Origin of the sequence: Burkholderia sp. SCN-KJ (assembly GCF_024656005.1) — a bacterium.
In the GTDB taxonomy this organism is placed as follows: Bacteria; Pseudomonadota; Gammaproteobacteria; order Burkholderiales; family Burkholderiaceae; genus Burkholderia.
In genome coordinates, this window is the sequence record NZ_JANKOG010000015.1 from 121,549 (window position 1) to 143,988 (window position 22,440).

Below are 22,440 nucleotides of genomic sequence, written 5' to 3' on the forward strand. Positions count from 1 at the left end.
GAACAGACCGAGGCCCGGAAACCATTCAGGACATGGAGACAAACGCAATGAACGAGAATCATGCTGTTCCGACGGCGCCGCCACGTATCCGGCGCGGACAACGTATTGCGCTCGCGCTGCTGATGGCGAGCGGGATCGTCAACTATCTCGACCGCGGCACGCTGGCCGTCGCGAGTTCGGCAATCCGGGGCGACCTCGGGCTGTCGCTCTCGCAGATGGGCTTGCTGCTGTCGGCGTTCTCGTGGAGCTACGCGCTGTGCCAGTTTCCAGTCGGCGGACTCGTCGACCGCATCGGGCCGCGCCGGCTGCTCGGCATCGGGCTGATCGTCTGGTCGCTCGCGCAGGCAGCGGGCGGCATCGTGTCCACCTTCGGCTGGTTCATCGTCGCGCGCATCGTGCTGGGCATCGGCGAGGCGCCGCAGTTCCCGTCGGCGGCGCGGGTGGTGAGCAACTGGTTTCCGTTGCGTGCGCGCGGTACGCCGACCGGGATCTTCAACGCGGCGTCGCCGCTCGGCACCGCACTCGCGCCATTGCTGCTGGCGGTGCTCGTCGCATCGTTCAACTGGCGCTGGGCATTCGTCGTGACGGGCGCGCTCGGCCTCGTCGTCGCCGTCGTCTGGTTTGCGTTGTACCGCGATCCGGCGCGCGCGCAATTGACCGCGGCGGAACACGCGTATCTCGATGCCGATGCGCAGACGGCCGTCGCGATGCCGAAACTGACCTTCGCCGACTGGCGCAGCCTGTTTTCGCACGGCACGACCTGGGGCATGCTGCTCGGATTCTTCGGTTCCGTGTATCTGAACTGGGTCTACCTGACCTGGCTGCCGGGGTACCTGACGATGGAGCGTCACATGAGCCTCGTGCGCACCGGGTTTGCGGCATCCGTGCCGTTCCTGTGCGGGTTCGTCGGTTCGCTCGTGGCCGGCTGGCTCTCGGATCTGGTGACGCGCCGCAGCCGCTCGCCGGTCGTGAGCCGGCGCAACGCGGTGGTCGTCGCGATGCTGGGGATGGTCGCGTTCACGATTCCGGCCGCGCTGGTGCAGAGCAACACGGTCGCGCTCGCATGCATCTCGGTCGTGATCTTTCTCGCCAATGCGGCGTCGGCATGCTCGTGGGCGCTCGCGACGGCGGCCGCCCCGCCGAGCCGTGTCGCATCGCTCGGTGCGATCCAGAATTTCGGCGGTTTCATCGGCGGTGCGCTCGCGCCGATCCTGACGGGGGTCATCGCGCAGAGGTGGTCGTTCGTGCCCGCGCTGCTGACGGCGGCGGCAATCGCATTCGCCGGCGCGATGGCTTACCTGCTGCTGGTGCGCAAACCGATTCCCGAGCAGTCCGCGAGCGCCGCGCCCGGACCGCTGCCGGCCTGAGTCCGTCGGCTACACCCCCGTATTCACTGAAGGAAGGAGAAACAGATGCAACCACATCGGCAATCGAGCGCAACCATCGAGGGGATCGTACCGGTGATGCTGACGCCGTTCGACGACGCCGGCGCGATCGACTACGCGGGCCTCGAGCGACTCGTCGAATGGTATCTGGCGCACGGCTCGGATGCGCTGTTCGCGGTCGCGCAATCGAGCGAGATGCAATTCCTGAGTCTTGCCGAACGTGCGGAACTCGCGCGTTTCGTGGTCGAGCGGGTGGCCGGGCGCGTGCCCGTCGTCGCGTCCGGGCACATCAGCGACGATCTGGATGCGCAGGTCGCCGAGCTGCGTGCTGCAGCAGAATCGGGTGCGCAGGGCGTCGTGCTCGTGACCAACCGTCTCGATCCGCAGCGCAAGGGCAGCGCCGCGCTTCTCGACCATCTTCACAAGCTGCTCGCCCGGTTGCCGTCGGATCTGCCGCTCGGTTTGTACGAATGTCCGGCGCCTTATCGGCGACTGCTGTCCGATGACGAACTGCGTGCGTGCATCGACACCGGCCGCTTCGTGATGTTGAAGGACGTGAGCTGCGATCTGGAGACGGTGAAGCGACGCGTCGCACTCGCCGCGGGGTCGCCGCTGAAGATCCTCAATGCAAACGCCGCGATCGCATGGGATGCGATGAAGGCGGGTTCGGCCGGTTTCAACGGCGTGTTCACCAACTTCCATCCCGACCTGTACCGATGGTTGCGCACGCAGGGCGGCTCGGATCCGGCGCTGGCCGACGAGTTGTCGACCTTCCTGGTGCTCTCGGCGGTGTCGGAAGCGCTGGGCTACCCGGCGCTTGCGAAGATCTATCACCAACGGATCGGCACGTTCGGATCGATTCGTTGCCGTGCGATCGACTACGACGTGCGCGAGCGGTTCTGGGCGCTCGACGCGGTGCTCGACAAGATCGTGTCCGGTACCGAGCATTTCCGTCGGCGGATCGCGGCGCGTTAGCGCAGCCGATGCGGGCGCGGTGCATGAGTCGCGCGCCCGATGGAGAGCCGGGCGGCGTCGAATGTCGAACGTCGAACCGACGAAAAAAACGCCGCGCGAGGCGGCGTTCTTCGGCAGTTACATGTTCGGATAATTCGGCCCGCCGCCGCCTTCCGGCGTGACCCACACGATGTTCTGCGTCGGGTCCTTGATGTCGCAGGTCTTGCAGTGCACGCAGTTCTGCGCGTTGATCACGAGGCGGTCGCTGCCGTCGTCGTTCTTCACGAACTCGTACACCGCCGCCGGGCAGAAGCGCGCCTCCGGTCCCGCGTAGGTGCGCAGGTTCACGTTCACCGGCACGCTCGCGTCCTTCAAGGTCAGGTGCGCCGGCTGGTTCTCCTCGTGGTTCGTGTTCGAGATGAACACCGACGACAGCCGGTCGAACGTCAGCTTGCCGTCCGGCTTCGGGTACTCGATCGGCGTGCACTGCGATGCCGGCTTCAGCATCTCGTGGTCCGCATGCTTGTGGTGCAGCGTCCACGGCACGTTGCCGCCCATCACCTTCTGTTCCAGCCCGACCATCAGCGTGCCGAGGTAGAGACCCTTCGCCATCCACTGCTTGAAGTTGCGTGCGCGGTACAGCTCCGTGTACAGCCACGATTGCTTGAAGGCGTCCGGATACGCGTTGAGCTCGTCGCTCTGGCGGCCAGCCTGCAGCGCGTCGAACGCGGCGTCCGCCGCGAGCATGCCGGTCTTGATCGCCGCGTGGCTGCCCTTGATCCGCGATGCGTTCAGGAAGCCCGCGTCGTCGCCGATCAGCGCGCCGCCCGGGAACACCGTCTTCGGCAACGACAGCAGGCCGCCCGCCGTGATCGCCCGCGCGCCGTACGACACACGCTTGCCGCCTTCGAGGAACGCGCGGATCGACGGGTGCGTCTTGTAGCGCTGGAACTCCTCGAACGGCGACAGGTACGGGTTCGTGTAGCCGAGGCCGACCACGAAGCCGACCACGACCTGGTTGTTGTCCATGTGATACAGGAACGAGCCGCCGTACGTATCGGACTTCAGCGGCCAGCCGGCCGTGTGGATCACGAGGCCCGGCTTGTGCTTCGCCGGATCGATTTCCCACAGTTCCTTGATGCCGATCCCGTACGCCTGCGGATCGGCGTTCGCATCGAGCTTGAACTTCGAGATCAGTTGACGGCCGAGATGGCCGCGGCAGCCTTCGGCGAACAGCGTGTACTTCGCGTGCAATTCCATGCCGAGCTGGAAGTTCTCGGTCGGCTCGCCGTCCTTGCCTACGCCCATGTTGCCGGTGGCGACGCCCTTCACCGAGCCGTCGTCGTTATAGAGAATCTCTGCGGCGGGAAAGCCCGGGAAGATCTCGACGCCCAAGGCTTCCGCCTGCTGGCCGAGCCAGCGCGTGACGTTGCCGAGCGAGATCACGTAGTTGCCGTGGTTCTTGAAGTTGTCGGGCAGCGCCCAGTTGGGCGTCGTGACCGCGCTGTTCTCGGACAGGAACAGGAAGCGGTCTTCGGTCACCTCGACGTTCAACGGCGCGCCCTGTTCCTTCCAGTCGGGAAACAGCTCGGTGATCGCGCGCGGGTCCATCACCGCGCCCGACAGGATGTGCGCGCCGATCTCGGAACCCTTCTCGAGCACGCACACGCCGATCTCGGTGCCTTTCTCGGCGGCCAGCTGCTTGAGCCGGATCGCGGCCGACAGCCCGGCCGGGCCGCCGCCGACGATCACGACGTCGTATTCCATCGATTCGCGCGGGCCGTATTGCTCGATGAGGCTTGCGGGGGTCATTGGCGTTCCTCTAACCGTTAGAATGCTTTTATTCGGGAGCGTATTGTCTGCGAAACGAAACGCTTGCCGCAACAGCATGCGGATACATTAGCACGATCGTTCTATTTTATGTGCTAGGGTTATGCTGCGTGGGACAGGGCGCCCGCGGCGGCGAAACGACATCGAAAGGGGATGTGCAATGGGTCGATCGATCAATCTGGAAGGCAAGGTCGCGTTGGTCACGGGCGCATCGAGCGGCCTCGGGCAACGCTTTGCGCAGGTGCTGTCGCAGGCCGGCGCGAAGGTCGTGCTCGCGAGCCGCCGCGTCGAGCGCCTGAAGGAGTTGCGCGCGGAGATCGAGGCGGCGGGCGGTGCCGCGCACGTCGTGTCGCTCGACGTCACCGACGTGCAGAGCATCAAGGCGGCCATCGCGCACGCGGAGACGGAAGCCGGCACGATCGACATCCTCGTGAACAATTCGGGCGTCTCGACGATGCAGAAGCTCGTCGACGTCACGCCGTCCGATTTCGAGTTCGTGTTCGACACCAATACGCGCGGCGCGTTTTTCGTCGCGCAGGAAGTCGCGAAGCGGATGATCATGCGCGCGAACGGCAACGGCAAACCGCCTTACCGGATCATCAACATCGCGTCGGTGGCCGGCCTGCGCGTGTTTCCGCAGATCGGGCTGTATGCGATGAGCAAGTCGGCGGTCGTGCAGATGACGCGCGCGATGGCGCTCGAATGGGGCCGCCACGGGATCAACGTCAACGCGATCTGCCCGGGCTATATCGATACCGAAATCAATCATTACCTGTGGGAAACCGAGCAGGGCCAGAAGCTGCAGTCGATGCTGCCGCGCCGGCGCGTCGGCAAGCCGCAGGATCTCGACGGGCTGTTGTTGCTGCTCGCGGCCGACGAGTCGCAGTTCATCAATGGCTCGATTATCTCCGCCGACGATGGCTTCGGCCTCGCCTGAGTGGATGACACTCAGCAACAAAGAAGACTGCAATGAGCGAATATTCCCCCGTATTTGAAATGTCGATGCCGATCCGCTGGGGCGACATGGATGCGTTCGGCCACGTGAACAACACGGTCTATTTCCGCTACATGGAACAGGCGCGGATCTCGTGGTTCGAGGAACTCGGCATCGCGGGCGGCAACGGCGAGGGGCAGGGGCCCGTGATCGTCACGGCGTCGATGGAGTTCCTGAAGCAACTGCACTATCCGGGCGACGTGATCGCGAAGATGTCGGCCGCGAAGCCGGGCCGCAGCAGCTTCGACACCGGTTTCGAGCTGACGCGCGCGGACGATCCGCAGCACGTCTATGCGCGCGGCAACGCGCGCTGCGTGTGGGTCGACTACGCGCTCGGCAAGTCGGTGCCGCTGCCGCAGCTGCTGCGCGATACGATCGAGCGCGCGCTCGAGGCGAAGGTCGGCTGAGCGCGGCGGCGCCGAAGCCGGCGCCCGGTGTGTCGCCATTTCCCGATGATCTCCCGAATCGGCCGCTTCACGCGGCCGATTGCCATTCCGGCGCGCGTCTTACTGGCCGAGCAGGCGCTGCAGCAGCTCCGGCGTATTGTTCGTGCCGTACTTGCGCATCAGCCGCGCCCGATAGATGTCGACCGTGCGCGAACTGATGTCGAGCACGCGCCCGATCTGCTTGCTGGTCTTGCCGGTCGCGAGTTGCGCGGCGATCTCGCGTTCGCGCGGCGTCAGCTCGACGGCGACCCGGCGCGTCGCGCTCAGGTCCTCGAAGGTCCAGACGCCGGCTGCGAGCGGCGCGGTGCGGTCGAGCGCGCGGCCCGTCACGTGGCACCAGAACAGCTCGCCGTCGGCCCGTTTCATGATTCTGTCATCGGCGTAGATGCCGTTCGCGATCATCACGCGCGAGATGCGCTCGCCGATGCGCTGGAATTCGTCCGGCGACGGATAGAGCACCTCGTACGATTTCCCGATCAGATCGGCCCGCGTGCAGCGGAAGATCGACGCGAGCGCGTCGTTGCAGTCCTCGATCACGCGGTCGCGCGACATCACGAGGCCGAGCGGCGCGAGGTGAAAGGCAGTCTGGTAATCGAGAGCGGGCATGGCGCGGGCAAGCGGAGGCAAATGCTTATGTATTTTTGCGTATTGTGCCGTATCGGCGTCACATCGTACCCTTTCAGGCATCTCGCGGCGGTGTGCCGCGATATAAAAACAGCGCGCCTCGACGCAGGTATCGCCGTGCATGCATAGAATGATGCGGCGGGCTTGCGGCCCAGTGGGCGCGTGAACCGGTTTTGCTGGTTTCCATAGAGGAAGGGACATACAGATGAACAAAGTCTATCCAAGCGCGGCCGCCGCGCTGGAAGGGATCGTCCGCGACGGACAGACCTTCGCGGTGGGCGGCTTCGGCCTGTGCGGGATTCCCGAGGCGCTGATCGCGGCGCTGCGCGATTCCGGCGTCAAGGGCATCACCTGCATCAGCAACAACGCAGGCGTCGACGGCTTCGGTCTCGGCCTGCTGCTGGAAACGCGCCAGATCAGGAAGATGATCTCGTCGTACGTCGGCGAGAACAAGGAGTTCGAGCGCCAGTACCTGGCCGGCGAACTCGAGCTCGAATTCACGCCGCAGGGCACGCTCGCCGAGAAGCTGCGCGCGGGCGGCGCCGGCATCCCCGCCTTTTTCACGAACACCGGCTACGGCACCGTGATCGCGGAAGGCAAGGAAACGCGTCAGTTCGGCGATCGCCACTACGTGCTCGAGCCGTCGCTGACGGCCGACGTCGCGCTGGTGAAGGCATGGAAGGCCGACAAGTCCGGCAACCTGATCTATCGCCGCACCGCGCGCAACTTCAACCCGATGTGCGCGATGGCGGGCAAGATCACCGTGGCGGAAGTCGAGGAGATCGTCGAGAACGGCGAACTCGATCCGGATCATGTCCACACGCCGGGGATCTTCGTGCAGCGCATCGTGCTGAACGCGACGCCCGAAAAACGCATCGAACAACGCGTCGTACGCGCGAAAGGAGACTGACATGGCCTGGAATCGTGACCAGATGGCCGCGCGCGCGGCGAAGGAACTGCAGGACGGCTTCTATGTGAACCTCGGCATCGGCCTGCCGACGCTCGTCGCGAACCACGTGCCGGAAGGCGTCGAAGTGTGGCTGCAGTCGGAGAACGGGCTGCTCGGCATCGGCCCGTCGCCGACCGAGGACGAGGTCGACGCCGACCTGATCAACGCCGGCAAGCAGACCGTCACGACGCTGCCGGGCTCGTCGATCTTCTCGTCGGCCGATTCGTTCGCGATGATTCGCGGCGGCCACATCAACCTCGCGATCCTCGGCGCGATGCAGGTCAGCAAGAAGGGCGACCTCGCGAACTGGATGATCCCGGGCAAGATGATCAAGGGGATGGGCGGCGCGATGGACCTCGTCGCGGGCGTGAAGCGCGTCGTCGTGCTGATGGAGCATGTCGCGAAGGGCGACCAGCACAAGATCCTCGACGAATGCAACCTGCCGCTGACGGGTGTCGGCGTGGTCGACCTGATCATCACCGATCTCGGCGTGATCGAAGTGACGCCCAATGGCCTGAAGGTGCTCGAACTCGCCGACGGCGTAAGCGCGGAAGAGATCCAGGCGAAGACGGGCGCGCCGCTCGACGTGAGCGCGGTCGCGTAAGCGCCGGCCTTCCGGCTCGACGCTCGGCGCTCGACGCCCCGCGTTCCCCTGTGGAACGCGGGGCGTTTTGTCATGACCGCATACGTCACCCGAATCACGCTAATCACGCGATCGCGCCGCCGCCGTCGATCAGCACCGTCGAGCCGGTTGCATAAGGCGTTGCCGCCAGATACACGATCGCATTCGCGACGTCCTCCGGCCGGCCCACGCGGCGTGCCGGGAGGCGCTGCGCGGCGCCCGCGTACATCGCGTCGCGCGCATCGGGGGCGAGCTTGTCCCACAGCGGCGTCGCGATCAGGCCCGGTGATACGGTATTCACCCGCACGGGCGACAGCTCGAGCGCAAGGCCGCGGGCGAGCGCCTCGAGTGCCGCGTTGATGGCCCCCTGCAGTACCGACGACGCGTTCGGTCGCACGCTGAGGTAGCCCGACACGAACGTCAGCGAACCGCCGGGTGCGATATCGATCGAGCGTGCGACGCGGTATGCGCCCCAGAACTTGCTGTCCATCGCGGCCTGCGCGTCGGCAAGCGGCAGTGCGCGGACCGGGCCCGTCGCTGTCTTCGCGGCCGAAATCACGACGTGGTCGAACTAGCCGGCACGCGCGCAGAACGCATCGACGGCCGCCGTATCCGTGATGTCGAGCGCTTCGGTGCGTACTTGCGCGCCCGGCGCGGCATCTGCATCGACCCTGTCCGGGTCGCGCGATGCGATCGTCACGACGGCGCCGAGTCGTGCGAATGCGCTCGCGGCGGCGGCACCGATGCCGGAGCTGCCGCCGACGACGAGTACCTTCTTTCCGTCGAGTGAATCGTTCATGGTGGTCCTTCCGAGGTGAGGGGGTGAGCAGGTGAGCGCAATCCGGTCAGATCGTTTCGGCTTCGCGCAACGTCGACGGGCTGCGCAGCGCAAAGCGGGCGATGTCGTCCTTGCGCATGAAGGCGACGCCCGGATGCGATCGAGCGTAGTGCAGGAATGCGTCCCAGGCGCGGACCATCTGCGGCGTGCCGCTGATCCGGTCGTGCGCGCTGATCGACATCAATCGCCGCCGCTGGCCGGCTTCCGCGTACAACTGGTCGAAATCGAGCTTGATCTGCTCGAGAAACATCGTCGGCGAGTAGTTGCGGCCTTCGATCAGCAGGATGTCGTTGTTGCGTAACGTGTATGGAACGACCACGAAATCGCGGCCGTCGACGGTTTCGATGAAGGGTTCGTCGCGGCTGACGTCGTCGATGTGATACACGTAGCCGAGTTCCTGCAGCAGCGGCAGCGTGTGCGGCCCGCGCCGCAGCCAGTTGCAGTTGTAGCCGACCGGGCGCCGTCCCGTCGCCGCTTCGACCATGTCGCGGGCTTCGGTGAGGAAGCGGCGCTCGTCGTCGCGGCTCATCGCGAATTGCGACCGCCAGGTCGGGCCGTGCGCGGCCGCTTCGTGGCCGCGCGACACGATCTCACGTGCCAGCTCGGGATGCCGGCGCACGGCTTCCCCGATCATGTGCGACGTGACCTTCACGCCATGCCGGTCCCACAGGTCGAGAAGACGCGGGATCCCTTCACGGTAGCCATATGCGAACCACGTGGCCGACGCGAGGTCGACCGGGACCGACGGTGGAAACTCGACGGACGGGAACGGGCTGTCCGCGCCCTTGGGCGGTTGTCCGCCGGCCTCGAACTGCATCGAGATCGAGATGACGAGCCGTGTGTCGTTCGGCCAGAACCCGCTGGCGTTCGTCCCTGCGGCATCCGCTATCGGCGCGGCAGTTGCCGACCGGGAGGTGCCCACGGCCAGCGCGATGCCGGCGGCCGCCCCGGCGCCTGCTTGCGCAAGAAACTTGCGGCGCGCCGGACGCATCGCCGAAGAATCGTAGTCGCTGTCAGTCATCGTCCCCTCCGTCAGCCGACGAGCCCGAGCTGACGCATCAGCGTCAGGTTGTCCTCGATGTGCCAGTTTTCCGCTATCCGGCCGTGGTCGATGCGGTAGATGTCGGTCGCGATGAAGTCGATCGCCTGTCCGCTTCCGGTCGTTCCGTTGAACGTGCCGGTGAAATGGCCGCGAAAGTGCAGGTGCACGACGACACGGTCGCCCGCCACGATCATCTGTTCGATGTCGCAATGCAGGTCCGGGATGGCCGTGCGCATCGTCCTGGACGCCGCGAGTGGCCCCGCTACGCCTTGTTCACGGCCGGCCGGCAACGTCCGGTCGACGAAATCGGCTGCGAGTGCGGCGCGGGCGAGGGTCGCATCACCGGTATCCCAGAACGTGCCGTAGCGACGCGCGGCGAGGATCTGCGCACGCGCCTGCGTAGCCGGCACGTCGGTCGCGACGGTCAGGCCGTGTGGATCGAGAAGGTCGGCGGCGCGGGCCGCGACAGGCGACAGCGCGGCGACGCACGCCGCTGCGGCGATGACGCGGGCGATCGGGCGCACGATCGAAGGAAGGTGGATCGACATGGTTTCGGATGTCCTGTGAATGGCGTCGCGGGACGACGCGGAACAGGTATGGTAGGTTTCCGTTCTGAACGCAAATACGGTCTAAAGGCGAATGGATTATTCGAAAAAAGGAAAGGTCGACGCGAGACGGGTGCCGCGATGCTGATCGACGATCTCCCGGCGCTCGATACCTTCGCGAGAATCGTGTCGGCCGGCAGCCTGTCCGCGGCGGCGCGCGAGCTGGACCTGTCGCTGTCCGTCGTCAGCAAGCGGCTCGCGCATCTCGAGTCGCAGCTCGGCGTGCGTCTGCTGCACCGGACGACGCGACAGCAGACGCTGACCGACGACGGTGCGCAGTTCCATGCGCAGGTGCTGCGCATCCTGGCCGAGGTCGATCGCGCCGAAACGCTGATGAGCGATCGTCGCGGCACGGTCAGCGGCGTGCTGCGCCTGACGGCGCCCGGCGAACTCGGCCGGCTGCGGATCGCGCCGCTCGTCGCCGCGTTTCAGCGGCAACATCCGGAGTTGACCGTGCACCTGATGCTGACCGACGCGATCGTCGATCTGCTCGCGCAGGACATCGACGTTGCCGTGCGGATCGGCAGCCTCGCCGATTCGACGATGATCGCGCGCGAGCTGGCGCCGAATCATCGCGTGCTGTGCGCGTCGTCGAGCTATCTCGCCGTGCACGGGCTGCCGGCTCATCCGGCCGAGCTTCGCATGCACCGATGCATCGTGATGGGCGACCAGCCGCGTGCGGAGTGGCGGTTCGACGGCGTACAGGGCGCGGTTGCGGTCGAGGTGACGGCCGCGCTGCTGACGAACGACGGCGGTGCGGCTCGTACGTTGGCGCTGGAGGGCGCGGGCATTGCGCTGAAATCGATCTGGGACGTCGGTGCCGACCTCGATGCGGGCCGGCTCGTCCGCGTGCTGCCGGCATTCGCCGCGCCCGCGGCACCGCTTCACGCGGTCTATCCCGGCGGGCGTCACGTGCCGTTGCGCGTGCGGGCATTCGTCGACTTTCTGCGCGAGCAGTTGCGCGCCTCGTGGCGCCGCGGCGCGTGAGCCGGTGCGAACGATGCGCCGGATGACCGCAGGCGCGTGACGACCCGTCGTTAAGAAGCGGTTTACAATCGTTTGCATCGGGCGGCGCAAGCATTGCCCGCCGCACCGTCCACGTTCGACAGGATGCCAACGATGCCAACGACCTCAGCGAATCCTCCGGTTCCCCGTCAGCGACGCGTGCAGTGTGCGAGCGCCGCAGGCCTTCACCACGTCGCCTATACCGAATGGGGCGACCCCGGCAATCCGCGCGTGCTGGTCTGCGTGCACGGCCTGACCCGTTCGGGGCGCGACTTCGACCGGCTCGCCGCTGCGCTGTCCGATACGTATCGCGTCGTCTGCCCCGACGTGGTCGGGCGCGGGCGCTCCGACTGGCTCGCCGATCCGCGGCTTTATGCGATTCCGCAATATGTGGCCGACATGGTGACGCTGATCGCGCGGCTCGACGTCGAGTCGGTCGACTGGTTCGGCACGTCGATGGGCGGGCTGATCGGCATGGCGCTCGCGGGGCTGCCCGGTTCGCCGCTGCGCCGGATGATCGTCAACGACGTCGGCCCGCGCATCGAGCCCGATTCGCTGACGCGCATCGGCGAATATCTCGGCGTGCAGCCGCGCTTCGCGACGGAGCAGGAGGGCATCGACTATCTGACGTCGCTGTCGCTGCCGTTCGGCGCGTTGAGCGGCGACGAATGGCGCGAGATCAATGGGCCGTTGCTGCGCGAGCTGCCCGACGGCGGTTGGACGATGCGCTACGATCCGCGCATCGCGGAGCCGTTCAAGGCGACGACGCCCGAACTGGCCGCGCTCGGCGAGGCCGCGCTGTGGCGCGCGATCGAGACCACCGGCGCGTCGCTGCTGGTCGTGCGCGGCGAGCGTTCCGACCTGCTGTCGCGCGACACGGCGGCCGAGATGGTGCGGCGCGGCCGGCACGTGACGCAAGCCGAGATCCAGGACGCGGGCCATGCGCCGGCGTTCATCAGCGCCGACCAGATTGCGCTCGCCCGCCGGTTTTTCGTCGAAGGCGGCGCATAAACGCGTCATAATATGCGGTTCGGCGGCACGCGGGCCGTGTCGCCACCGATACTTCACCCACTCACACGACCGGAACATTCCATGGCAGTCATTCGTCACCACGTTGGGGCCCGTCTCTCCGAAACCGCGATCCACAACGGTACCGTGTATCTGGCCGGCCAGATTGCCGAAGACACCACCCAGGACATCAAGGGCCAGACGCGCGAAGTGCTCGGCCACATCGACCGCCTGCTCGCCGAAGCGAACAGCGACAAGGCGCATCTGCTGTCGGTGCAGATCTACATTTCGGATCTCGCGAACTTCGAAGGCATGAACGCGGAGTGGGACGCGTGGGTCGCGCCGGGCAATACGCCGCCGCGCGCAACCGTCGAGGCGAAGCTCGCGGATCCGGCGCTGCTCGTCGAGATCGTCGTCGTCGCCGCGCAGCGGAGCTGAGCGAAGCATCGCGATGACCGCAATACGCCAGGCCGTGCAATGACCGAGTCCGTTTCCGCTTCTTCCGTCGCGGCGCCGTCGTTCGACGACGTGCTCGCGTTCGTGCGCGAGCGGGCCGGCGACGCGCGCCTGTCGACGGGCGAGTTGCTCGCCGATCATTCGGCGGGCACGGCGTCGATCATGCGCACGCTGAACGTCGACCCGCACGCGATGCAGGCGGCCGCGCTGTTCGTGCTGACGCCGCACCTGAACGACCCGGAGCGGGAGTTGACCGAACGCTTCGGCGAAGAGGTTGCGCGGCTCGTATCCGACGTGCGCAAGCTGCTGCGGCTCGGCACCGTGAGCCTGCGCGCCGCGCAGAACGCGATGCCCGACGCCGGGCGCGACGCCGCGGAAGAGCGGCGCACGCAGATCGAGGCGCTGCGCAAGATGCTGCTCGCGTTCGCGCAGGACATCCGCGTGGTGCTGATCCGGTTGGCGTCGCGGCTGCAGTCGCTGCGCTACTACGCGGCGGCGAAGATCGACCCGCCGCCCGACGTCGCGCGCGAGACGCTCGAGATCTATGCGCCGCTCGCGAACCGTCTCGGTATCTGGCAATTGAAGTGGGAGCTCGAGGACCTCGCGTTCCGCTTCGAGGATCCGGTCACCTACAAGCGCATCGCCAAGCTGCTCGACGAGAAGCGCGTCGAACGCGAGGCGTACGTCGCGCAGGCGATCGAGCGGCTGCAGCACGAACTGGCGGAAGCGCACATCCCGGCCGACGTGAGCGGTCGGCCGAAGCACATCTACAGCATCTGGCGCAAGATGCGCGGCAAGGAGCTCGACTTCTCCGAGCTGTACGACGTGCGCGCATTCCGCGTGATCGTGCCGGACATCAAGGATTGCTACGCGGTGCTCGGCATCGTGCATCACCTGTGGCAGCCGGTGCCGAAGGAATTCGACGACTACATCTCGCGCCCCAAGCCGAACGGCTACAAGTCGCTGCATACGGTCGTGATCGGCGACGACGGCCGCGCATTCGAAGTGCAGATCCGCACGCAGGAAATGCACCGCTTCGCGGAGTACGGCGTCGCCGCGCACTGGCGCTACAAGGAAGCGGGTGCGCGCGGCTATGGCGGCCAGTTCTCGGCGAGCGACAAGTACGACGAGAAGATCGCGTGGCTGCGCCAGCTGCTCGCATGGAAGGACGACGTCGAGGACGGCACCGAAGTCTCGGGCGACAAGGCGTGGGCGCAGCTGCGCGAGACGTCGCTCGACGACGACCATATCTACGTGCTGACGCCGCAGGCGCGCGTGATCGCGCTGCCGCAGGGCGCGACGCCGGTCGATTTCGCGTATCACCTGCACAGCGAGCTTGGCCATCGCTGCCGCGGCGCGCGCGTCGACGGCGTGATGGTGCCGCTGAACACGTCGCTCGCGAACGGCCAGACGGTCGAGATCGTCGCGGTGAAGGAGGGCGGGCCGTCGCGCGACTGGCTGAACCTGCAGCTCGGCTATTTGAAGAGCTCGCGTGCACGACAGAAGGTGCGTGCGTGGTTCAACTCGATCGAGCAGGAAGAGAACATCGCGCATGGGCGCGCGCTCGTCGAAAAGACGCTGCAGCGCGAAGGCAAGACGTCGGTCAATCTCGACAATCTGGCCGCGAAGCTCGGCTTCAAGTCGCCCGATGAGTTGTTCTCGGTCGTCGGCAAGGAGGAATTCAGCCTGCGCAACGTCGAGCACGCGCTGTCCGATGCGCCGCCGCCCGACCATGCGCCCGAGGCGCCCGCCGATTTCGAGAAGCGCAGCAGCGGGGCGAGCGTCGCACACGGCGCGTCGACCGGCGTGCTGGTGGTCGGCGTCGATGCGTTGCTGACCCAGCTTGCGCGCTGCTGCCGTCCGGCGCCGCCCGACCCGATCAGTGGTTTCGTGACGCGCGGCAAGGGGATGTCGATCCACCGCAGCGACTGCCCGACGTTCCGGCGGATGGCCGAGCGGGCGCCGGAGCGCGTACTGCAGACGACCTGGTCGGCCGACGTGCTGGGCGGCCGTGGCGTGTCCGTCTATCCGGTCGACCTGATGATCGAGGCGAGCGACCGGCAAGGCCTGCTGCGCGATATCTCCGAAGTGTTCGCGCGCGAGAAGATGAACGTGGTGGGCGTGAAGACGCAGAGCCGCCGCAATGCGGCATTCATGCAGTTCACGGTCGAGGTGTCGAATTCCGCGCAGGTGCAGCGGGCGTGCACGCTGCTCGGCGAAGTGCCGGGCGTCGTGCGGGCGGGGCGCAAGGCGTGACGCCCCTGTAATGGGGTTGGAGCACGATCATTTTGCTGCGACCGCATAAAAACGCTTGCCAAGTCTGCGTTAGCTCCATATAATCTTAGCTTCTCTAGGCTCGTAGCTCAGCTGGTTAGAGCACCACCTTGACATGGTGGGGGTCGTTGGTTCGAGTCCAATCGAGCCTACCAACGAATTGAGAATGCCCGGTCTCCGGGTGTTCGATGCAGTAAAGAAACTCAACGCGAACAAGGCGAATACGGTTATGACACCGCGAACGTTGACCGAAACTACTTCGGAGCGACGCTAGTCGAGGAACGTTTTCGCCCTTTCAGTTTGAGTGAAGTATCGAATGCGGCCCCTCGAAAGCGGGGCCGCATTTTTTTTGTCGCGAAATTTTCGCGCGTGATTTTTAATCGCGCGTACCTGGTCTGCCGCCCACTGTCGGCATCACGGAGATTGCTATGGTTTCGATACGCTTGCCTGACGGCTCAGTTCGACAATACGAGCATCCGGTGACAGTTGCCGAGGTTGCGGCCTCGATCGGTCCCGGCCTTGCGAAGGCTGCGCTTGGTGGCAAGCTCGATGGCGAGCTGGTCGATACGTCCACGGTCATCGATCGCGACGCATCGCTCGCGATCGTCACGGACAAGGATGCCGACGGTCTCGACATCATTCGTCACTCGACTGCGCACTTGCTCGCCTATGCGGTGAAGGATCTGTATCCGGATGCGCAGGTGACGATCGGTCCGGTAATCGACAACGGCTTCTACTACGACTTCTCGTACAACCGCCCGTTTACGCCTGAAGATCTGGAAAAGATCGAAAAGCGCATGCAGGAGCTCGCGAAGAAGGACGAGCCGGTGACGCGCCGCGTCGTGTCGCGCGACGAGGCGGCCGGCTATTTCCGCAGCCTCGGCGAGAAATACAAGGCCGAGATCATCGAATCGATTCCGCAAAGCGACGAAATCAAGCTGTACTCGCACGGCGGCTTCACCGACCTCTGCCGCGGCCCGCACGTGCCGTCGACCGGCAAGCTGAAGGTCTTCAAGCTGATGAAGGTCGCGGGCGCGTACTGGCGCGGCGACTCGAAGAACGAGCAGCTGCAGCGCATCTACGGGACGGCCTGGACGAAGAAGGAAGACCAGGATCAATACCTGCACATGCTCGAGGAAGCGGAAAAGCGCGACCACCGCAAGCTCGGCAAGCAGCTCGACCTGTTCCACATGCAGGAAGAGTCGCCGGGCATGGTGTTCTGGCATCCGAAGGGCTGGGCGCTGTGGCAGCAGGTCGAGCAGTACATGCGCCGCCGCGTGAACGAAGCCGGCTACCTCGAGATCAAGACGCCGATGATCATGGACCGCTCGCTGTGGGAGGCGTCGGGCCACTGGCAGAACTACCGCGAGAACATGTTCACGACGGAGTCGGAGAAGCGCGACTACGCGATCAAGCCGATGAACTGTCCGGGTCACGTCCAGGTGTTCAAGCACGGCCTGCGCTCGTACCGCGACCTGCCGCTGCGCTACGCGGAATTCGGTTCGTGCCATCGCAACGAGGCATCGGGCGCGCTGCATGGCCTGATGCGCGTGCGCGGCTTCGTGCAGGACGATGCGCACATCTTCTGTACGGAAGACCAGATCATTGCCGAGTCGATCGCGTTCAACAAGCTCGCGATGAGCGTGTACGGCGATTTCGGCTTCGAGCACATCGACATCAAGCTGTCGCTGCGTCCCGAGCAGCGCATGGGTTCCGACGAAACGTGGGACCGTGCCGAGCAGGGGCTGCGCGAAGCGCTGACGGCCTGCGGCCTGTCGTGGGAAGAGCTGCCGGGCGAGGGTGCGTTCTATGGCCCGAAGATCGAGTATCACATCAAGGACGCGCTCGGCCGTTCGTGGCAGTGCGGCACGCTGCAGCTCGACATGATGCTGCCGGAGCGCCTCGGTGCCGAGTACGTCGCGGAAGACAACAGCCGCCGCCGGCCGGTGATGCTGCATCGCGCGATCGTCGGCTCGATGGAGCGTTTCCTCGGCATTTTGATCGAGCACCACGCCGGTGCAATGCCGGTCTGGCTCGCGCCGTACCAGGCAATTGTGCTCAATATCGCCGAAAGTCAGGCCGAATATGCACAATCTCTGACCCAAACGTTGCAAAAACAAGGGGTTAGAGTGGCGGCCGATTTGCGCAACGAGAAGATTAGCTATAAAATACGCGAGCACACGCTGGAAAAGGTGCCTTATCTCCTCGTCGTGGGCGATAAGGAGCGTGATGCGCAAACGGTAGCCGTGCGTGCCCGTGGCGGCGTCGATCTTGGCGTTATGCCGATCGAAGCCTTCGTTGAGCGTCTGCAGGAAGACCTGCGCTCGTTCAAGTAACCGCCCTGGCAGCGCGGCTCGTTTTTTTAATTTTTAGAGGAAACGTAACATCGCTACTGATAAGTCGTCGCATCGCATCAACGGTGAAATCACTGCGCCGGAAGTGCGTCTGGTCGGGATCGAGAACGAACCGCTCGGTATCGTAAAACTCGCTGATGCTTTCCGTAAATCGGAAGAGCTGGACGTCGACCTGGTGGAAATCGCGCCGCAAGCGGTTCCGCCGGTCTGCCGCCTGATGGACTACGGCAAGTTCAAGTATCAGGAGTCCAAGAAGCAGCACGAAGCGAAGCTGAAGCAGAAGGTCATCCAGGTGAAGGAAGTCAAATTCCGCCCGGGTACCGATGACGGTGACTACAACGTCAAGCTCCGCAATCTCGTGCGCTTCCTCGAAGAGGGCGACAAGACGAAGATCACGTTGCGTTTCCGCGGCCGTGAAATGGCTCACCAGGAAATCGGTATGCGGATGCTCGAGCGTCTGCGCACGGATCTCGAGGAAGTCGGCCAGGTCGAGCAGATGCCGAAGATGGAAGGGCGCCAGATGATCATGGTGCTCTCGCCGAAGAAAAAGAAGTAACGGGCCCGCGCGCCACGCGCGCAGGTTCGAAAGTGGTTCGGTGCGTGGCCCGGTCAGGGCGGCGCGCCAACAATGACGGCGGCTGCGCAAGCGGTTCGCCGTACACAAGTGGACTGGGTTTCGAAGGGCGGGTCAAGGGCGCAAGCCAACCGCACACCCATCGCCATCAAATAAACTGGAGTTGTTCGTCATGCCTAAGATGAAGACCAAGAAGAGTGCTGCAAAGCGCTTCGTGGTGCGTCCGGGCGGTACCGTCAAGCGCGGTCAAGCCTTCAAGCGTCACATCCTGACCAAGAAAACCACGAAGAACAAGCGTCACCTGCGCGGCGCAACGGCAGTTCATGATTCCGATCTGAACTCCGTCCGCGCAATGCTGCCGTTCGCGTAACCCCTCAACTGATACTCCAAGGAGAGAAACATGCCTCGAGTCAAACGTGGGGTAACCGCACGGGCCCGCCACAAGAAGATCATCAACCTGGCCAAGGGTTATCGCGGCCGTCGCAATAACGTCTACCGCATCGCCAAGCAGGCGGTGATGCGCGCTGGTCAGTACGCGTACCGCGATCGCCGCAACAAGAAGCGTGTGTTCCGCGCACTGTGGATCACGCGTATCAACGCGGCAGTTCGCCAGCACGACATGACCTACAGCGTGTTCATCAACGGCCTGAAGAAGGCGTCGATCGAACTCGACCGTAAGGTCCTGGCCGACATGGCGGTGTTCGACAAGGCTGCTTTTGCTGCGATCGTCAAGCAGGTGAAAGCCGCCGTTGCAGCCTAATTGCGAAATTAGCACTGCGTGGTTAGTTGCAGCGACGTTCCGGTAGTCTCGGCCGCTGCAGCGAAAACGGGGCTCTTCCGAGCCCCTTTTTTGTTTGGTGGAGCAGTTTCGCTCGCCAAGACCGAATGACGTTGGAAATGATGGGATCTATGGATCTGGACCAGATTGTCGCCGACGCGCAGCAGTCCTTCGAACAGGCTGCCGACATCACCACGCTCGAAAACGAGAAAGCACGCTTTCTCGGCAAGTCGGGTGCGCTGACCGAGTTGCTCAAGGGCCTCGGCAAGCTCGATCCCGAAGCACGCAAGACCGAAGGCGCACGCATCAACGTCGCGAAGCAGCAGGTTGAAGCCGCGCTGACCGCACGCCGCCAGGCGCTCGCCGACGCGCTGTTGAACCAGCGCCTCGCCGCCGAGGCGATCGACGTCACGCTGCCGGGCCGCGGCGCCGGCGCAGGCAGCCTGCACCCCGTGATGCGCACGTGGGAGCGCGTCGAACAGATTTTCCGCTCGATCGGCTTCGACGTGGCCGACGGTCCCGAAATCGAGACCGACTGGTACAACTTCACGTCGCTGAACAGCCCGGAGAACCATCCGGCGCGTTCGATGCAGGACACTTTCTACGTCGAAGGCAAGGATGCCGACGGCCGCCAGCTGCTGCTGCGCACGCACACGAGCCCGATGCAGGTGCGTTACGCGCGCATGAACCGCCCGCCGATCAAGGTGATCGCGCCGGGCCGCACGTATCGCGTCGACAGCGATGCGACCCACTCGCCGATGTTCAATCAGGTCGAGGGGCTGTGGATCGACGAGAACATCAGCTTCGCCGACCTCAAGGGCGTCTATACCGACTTCCTGAAGAAATTCTTCGAGCGCGACGACATCCTCGTGCGCTTCCGTCCGTCGTATTTCCCGTTCACGGAACCGTCGGCCGAGATCGACATGATGTTCGAGCACGGCAAGAACGCCGGCAAATGGCTCGAGATCTCGGGCTCGGGGCAGGTGCATCCGACCGTGATCCGCAACATGGGCCTCGATCCCGAGCGCTACATCGGCTTTGCGTTCGGCAGCGGCCTCGAGCGCCTGACGATGCTGCGCTACGGCGTGCAGGATCTCCGGCTGTTCTTCGAGAACGACCTGCGTTTCCTGCGCCAGTTCGCATAACGCACGCGCCGCGCCGACATGTGCCCGCGCATGCCCCGCCGGACGTTTCCGCCGGGGGCCGGGCGCCGATCTAACCTGTTTCGAACGTAGACATCCATGCAATTCCCTGAATCCTGGTTGAGAACCTTTGTCGACCCGCAGCTGACGACCGACGAACTGTCGCACGCGCTGACGATGGCGGGGCTCGAAGTCGAATCGCTGAGCAAGGCTGCGCCGCCGACGTCGAAGATCGTCGTCGGCCGCGTGCTCGAAGTCGTCAAGCATCCGGATGCGGACAAGCTCAATGTCTGCCAGGTCGACGCCGGCACCGGCGCGACGCTGAATATCGTGTGCGGCGCACCGAACGTGGCGCCCGGCATCAAGGTGCCGGTCGCGCTGGTCGGCGCGGAACTGCCGCCGGCGGAAGAGGGCGGCAAGCCGTTCGCGATCAAGCTGTCGAAGCTGCGCGGCGTGGAGAGCCAGGGGATGCTGTGCTCGGCGCGCGAGCTGAAGCTGTCCGAGGACCACAGCGGCCTGCTGATCCTGCCGGAAGACACGCCGGTCGGCCAGGACATCCGCGATACGCTCAATCTCGACGACACGATCTTCGAAATCAAGCTGACGCCGAACAAGGCCGATTGCCTGTCGGTGTTCGGCATCGCGCGCGAGACGGCCGCGATCACCGGCGCGCCGCTGACGCCGGTCGATATCCGTCCGGTGCGCGTCGAGCTCGACGAAACGCTGCCCGTGCGCATCGCTGCGCCCGATCTGTGCGGCCGCTTCTCGGGTCGCGTGATCCGCGGCGTGAACGCGCATGCGAAGACGCCGCAATGGATGGTCGAGCGCCTCGAGCGATCGGGCCAGCGCAGCGTGTCGGCGCTCGTCGACATCTCGAACTACGTGATGTTCGAGCTCGGCCGGCCGTCGCACGTGTTCGACCTGGACAAGATCCACGGCGGCATCGAAGTGCGCTGGGGCAAGCGCGGCGAGTCGCTGAAGCTGCTGAACGGCAACACGGTCGAGCTCGACGAAACGGTCGGCGTGATTGCGGACGACCGTCAGGTCGAAAGCCTCGCGGGCATCATGGGCGGCGACAGCACGGCCGTCACGCTCGATACGACCAACATCTACCTGGAAGCCGCGTTCTGGTGGCCGGACAGCATCCGTGGCCGCGCGCGCAAGTACAACTTCTCGACCGATGCGGCCCATCGGTTCGAGCGCGGCGTCGACTACGCGACGACCGTCGAACACGTCGAGCGCATCACGCAGCTGATTCTCGAGATCTGCGGCGGCAAGGCCGGCCCGGTCGACGACCAGGCGGTGAACCTGCCGCAGCGCGCGCCGGTGAAGATGCGCGTATCGCGCGCGAACCGCATCATCGGCGTGAAGATCGATGCCGACGAGATCGCGAACATCTTCACGCGCCTGCGCCTGCCGTTCGAGCGTGACGACGACGCGTTCCTGGTCACGCCGCCGTCGCACCGCTTCGACATCGAGATCGAGGAAGACCTGATCGAGGAAGTGGCGCGCATTTACGGTTTCGAGAAGATTCCCGCGCGTCCGCCGGTCGCGACGAGCGAGATGCGCGCGACCAACGAGACGCGGCGCTCGATCCACGACATCCGTCACGCGCTCGCGGCGCGCGACTATGCCGAAACGGTCAACTTCAGCTTCGTCGATGCGGAGTGGGAGCACGACTTCGCCGGCAACGACACTCCGATCCGCCTGCTGAACCCGATCGCGAGCCAGCTGTCGGTGATGCGTACGACGCTGTTCGGCAGCCTGATCTCGGTGCTGCGCCACAACCTGAACCGTCGCGCGGATCGCGTGCGCGTGTTCGAGACGGGCCGCGTGTTCCTCGCCGATTCGTCGGTGAAGGCCGGCGAGCTGACCGTCGAAGGCTACACGCAGCCGAAGCGTGTCGGCGCGCTCGCGTACGGCCCGGCAGTCGACGAGCAGTGGGGCGTCGCGACCCGCGCGGTCGATTTCTTCGACGTGAAGGGTGATCTCGAGGCGCTGCTCGCGCCGGCCGCCGCGCGTTTCGTGAAGGCCGAGCATCCGGCCCTTCATCCGGGCCGCAGTGCGCGCATCGAAGTCGATGGCCGCGCGGTCGGCTGGATCGGCGAGCTGCATCCGCGCCTGATGCAGAAGTACGAGCTGCCGCACGCGCCGGTGATGTTCGAAATCGACGCGGATGCGCTGATCGCGCGTGCACTGCCGGCGCCGACCGACGTGTCGAAATTCCCGCCGGTGCGGCGCGATATCGCCGTTGTCGTCGATCAGGCGGTCGAGGTTCAGGCACTTTTCGACGAAATGAAGAAGGCGCTGGCCGAAGACGCCTGCCGATTCGTTCAGAAGGTTGTACTCTTCGACGAATTTCGTGCAAAATCAAATACTTCCGGTGGCCTTGCCGCGCACGAGAAGAGCCTTGCCTTCCGCGTGACGCTGCAGGATGCGGCTGGCACGCTACAGGACGAGGTCGTCGATCAGGCGATCCAGACGCTGGTCGAGCGGATGGCTCGTGCGGGTGCCCGCCTGCGCGGCTAAGGAGAGGGGCCGCCCGTTCGCGGGTGGCGCT

At 65.2% G+C, this 22,440-nt stretch carries 20 protein-coding genes, 1 tRNA gene and 1 pseudogene; 17 read left to right on the forward strand and 5 right to left on the reverse strand.

Going from position 1 to position 22,440, the window contains the following annotated elements:
- The first annotated feature begins 47 nt into the window (after window positions 1-47).
- Both NQV17_RS23820 and NQV17_RS23825 read left to right on the forward strand, forming a co-directional pair.
- Window positions 48-1,367, forward strand: a complete 1,320-nt coding sequence (locus NQV17_RS23820; protein ID WP_257774112.1) for an MFS transporter — start codon at window positions 48-50, stop codon at window positions 1,365-1,367.
- A gap of 45 nt (window positions 1,368-1,412) precedes the next feature.
- Window positions 1,413-2,360 carry a dihydrodipicolinate synthase family protein gene (locus NQV17_RS23825; RefSeq protein ID WP_044846060.1) on the forward strand — a complete coding sequence of 316 codons (948 nt, stop codon included), beginning with the start codon at window positions 1,413-1,415 and terminating at the stop codon, window positions 2,358-2,360.
- Between the two features lie 117 nt (window positions 2,361-2,477).
- Here NQV17_RS23825 and NQV17_RS23830 read toward each other — a convergent pair whose 3' ends face one another.
- Complete coding sequence (locus tag NQV17_RS23830) at window positions 2,478-4,151, reverse strand: electron transfer flavoprotein-ubiquinone oxidoreductase (protein ID WP_257774113.1); 1,674 nt, start codon at window positions 4,149-4,151, stop codon at window positions 2,478-2,480.
- Between the two features lie 178 nt (window positions 4,152-4,329).
- On the opposite strand from NQV17_RS23830, the gene NQV17_RS23835 reads away from it, so the two are divergent.
- Window positions 4,330-5,106, forward strand: coding sequence for an SDR family oxidoreductase (locus tag NQV17_RS23835; protein ID WP_044846058.1), 777 nt, complete (start codon window positions 4,330-4,332; stop codon window positions 5,104-5,106).
- A gap of 32 nt (window positions 5,107-5,138) precedes the next feature.
- Entirely contained in the window at window positions 5,139-5,570 is a 432-nt protein-coding gene (locus tag NQV17_RS23840) for a thioesterase family protein (RefSeq protein WP_257774114.1), read from the forward strand.
- Window positions 5,571-5,669: 99 nt separating this feature from the next.
- On the opposite strand, the gene NQV17_RS23845 is transcribed toward NQV17_RS23840, so the two are convergent.
- Window positions 5,670-6,215, reverse strand: coding sequence for a PAS and helix-turn-helix domain-containing protein (locus tag NQV17_RS23845; protein ID WP_257774115.1), 546 nt, complete (start codon window positions 6,213-6,215; stop codon window positions 5,670-5,672).
- 223 nt (window positions 6,216-6,438) lie between these two features.
- Between NQV17_RS23845 and NQV17_RS23850 the strand changes: the two genes are divergently transcribed.
- The gene (locus NQV17_RS23850; protein ID WP_044846055.1) at window positions 6,439-7,143 is read left to right on the forward strand and encodes a CoA transferase subunit A; all 705 of its coding nucleotides are present in this window, start codon (window positions 6,439-6,441) and stop codon (window positions 7,141-7,143) included.
- Window position 7,144: 1 nt separating this feature from the next.
- The gene (locus NQV17_RS23855; RefSeq protein ID WP_044846054.1) at window positions 7,145-7,786 is read left to right on the forward strand and encodes a CoA transferase subunit B; all 642 of its coding nucleotides are present in this window, start codon (window positions 7,145-7,147) and stop codon (window positions 7,784-7,786) included.
- 103 nt (window positions 7,787-7,889) lie between these two features.
- Here the strand turns inward: NQV17_RS23855 and NQV17_RS23860 are convergent.
- From NQV17_RS23860 to NQV17_RS23870, 3 genes and pseudogenes are all read right to left on the reverse strand, one after another.
- A pseudogene (locus tag NQV17_RS23860) lies at window positions 7,890-8,603 on the reverse strand (SDR family oxidoreductase).
- Window positions 8,604-8,649: 46 nt separating this feature from the next.
- Complete coding sequence (locus NQV17_RS23865; RefSeq protein WP_257774116.1) at window positions 8,650-9,663, reverse strand: polysaccharide deacetylase family protein; 1,014 nt, start codon at window positions 9,661-9,663, stop codon at window positions 8,650-8,652.
- An 11-nt stretch (window positions 9,664-9,674) separates the two neighbouring features.
- Window positions 9,675-10,232: an ester cyclase gene (locus NQV17_RS23870; RefSeq protein ID WP_257774117.1), complete on the reverse strand. Its 558-nt coding sequence runs from the start codon at window positions 10,230-10,232 to the stop codon at window positions 9,675-9,677.
- Window positions 10,233-10,370: 138 nt separating this feature from the next.
- Here NQV17_RS23870 and NQV17_RS23875 point away from each other — a divergent pair, with 138 nt between their 5' ends.
- The 11 genes from NQV17_RS23875 to pheT all read left to right on the forward strand — a co-directional run bounded on the left by NQV17_RS23875 (window position 10,371) and on the right by pheT (window position 22,409).
- Entirely contained in the window at window positions 10,371-11,276 is a 906-nt protein-coding gene (locus tag NQV17_RS23875) for a LysR family transcriptional regulator (protein ID WP_044846050.1), read from the forward strand.
- A 132-nt stretch (window positions 11,277-11,408) separates the two neighbouring features.
- Window positions 11,409-12,305, forward strand: a complete 897-nt coding sequence (locus NQV17_RS23880; RefSeq protein WP_257774118.1) for an alpha/beta fold hydrolase — start codon at window positions 11,409-11,411, stop codon at window positions 12,303-12,305.
- Between the two features lie 81 nt (window positions 12,306-12,386).
- A complete protein-coding gene (locus NQV17_RS23885) occupies window positions 12,387-12,740 on the forward strand; it encodes a RidA family protein (RefSeq protein ID WP_006758848.1) in 354 nt (117 codons plus the stop codon).
- 39 nt (window positions 12,741-12,779) lie between these two features.
- Window positions 12,780-15,014 (forward strand): bifunctional (p)ppGpp synthetase/guanosine-3',5'-bis(diphosphate) 3'-pyrophosphohydrolase, encoded by a 2,235-nt coding sequence (locus tag NQV17_RS23890; protein ID WP_257774119.1) that lies wholly within the window; start codon window positions 12,780-12,782, stop codon window positions 15,012-15,014.
- 96 nt (window positions 15,015-15,110) lie between these two features.
- Window positions 15,111-15,187 (forward strand) — tRNA-Val (locus NQV17_RS23895).
- Between the two features lie 273 nt (window positions 15,188-15,460).
- Window positions 15,461-17,368, forward strand: a complete 1,908-nt coding sequence (gene thrS / locus NQV17_RS23900) for a threonine--tRNA ligase (RefSeq protein ID WP_257774120.1) — start codon at window positions 15,461-15,463, stop codon at window positions 17,366-17,368.
- Window positions 17,369-17,417: 49 nt separating this feature from the next.
- Window positions 17,418-17,942, forward strand: a complete 525-nt coding sequence (infC, locus tag NQV17_RS23905; RefSeq protein ID WP_071734130.1) for a translation initiation factor IF-3 — start codon at window positions 17,418-17,420, stop codon at window positions 17,940-17,942.
- A gap of 190 nt (window positions 17,943-18,132) precedes the next feature.
- Window positions 18,133-18,330: a 50S ribosomal protein L35 gene (gene rpmI, locus NQV17_RS23910; RefSeq protein WP_004191477.1), complete on the forward strand. Its 198-nt coding sequence runs from the start codon at window positions 18,133-18,135 to the stop codon at window positions 18,328-18,330.
- Between the two features lie 30 nt (window positions 18,331-18,360).
- Window positions 18,361-18,720, forward strand: a complete 360-nt coding sequence (gene rplT / locus NQV17_RS23915) for a 50S ribosomal protein L20 (RefSeq protein ID WP_004192938.1) — start codon at window positions 18,361-18,363, stop codon at window positions 18,718-18,720.
- 149 nt (window positions 18,721-18,869) lie between these two features.
- A complete protein-coding gene (pheS, locus tag NQV17_RS23920; RefSeq protein ID WP_006753318.1) occupies window positions 18,870-19,883 on the forward strand; it encodes a phenylalanine--tRNA ligase subunit alpha in 1,014 nt (337 codons plus the stop codon).
- 96 nt (window positions 19,884-19,979) lie between these two features.
- A complete protein-coding gene (gene pheT / locus NQV17_RS23925; RefSeq protein ID WP_257774121.1) occupies window positions 19,980-22,409 on the forward strand; it encodes a phenylalanine--tRNA ligase subunit beta in 2,430 nt (809 codons plus the stop codon).
- Window positions 22,410-22,440: the final 31 nt, after the last annotated feature.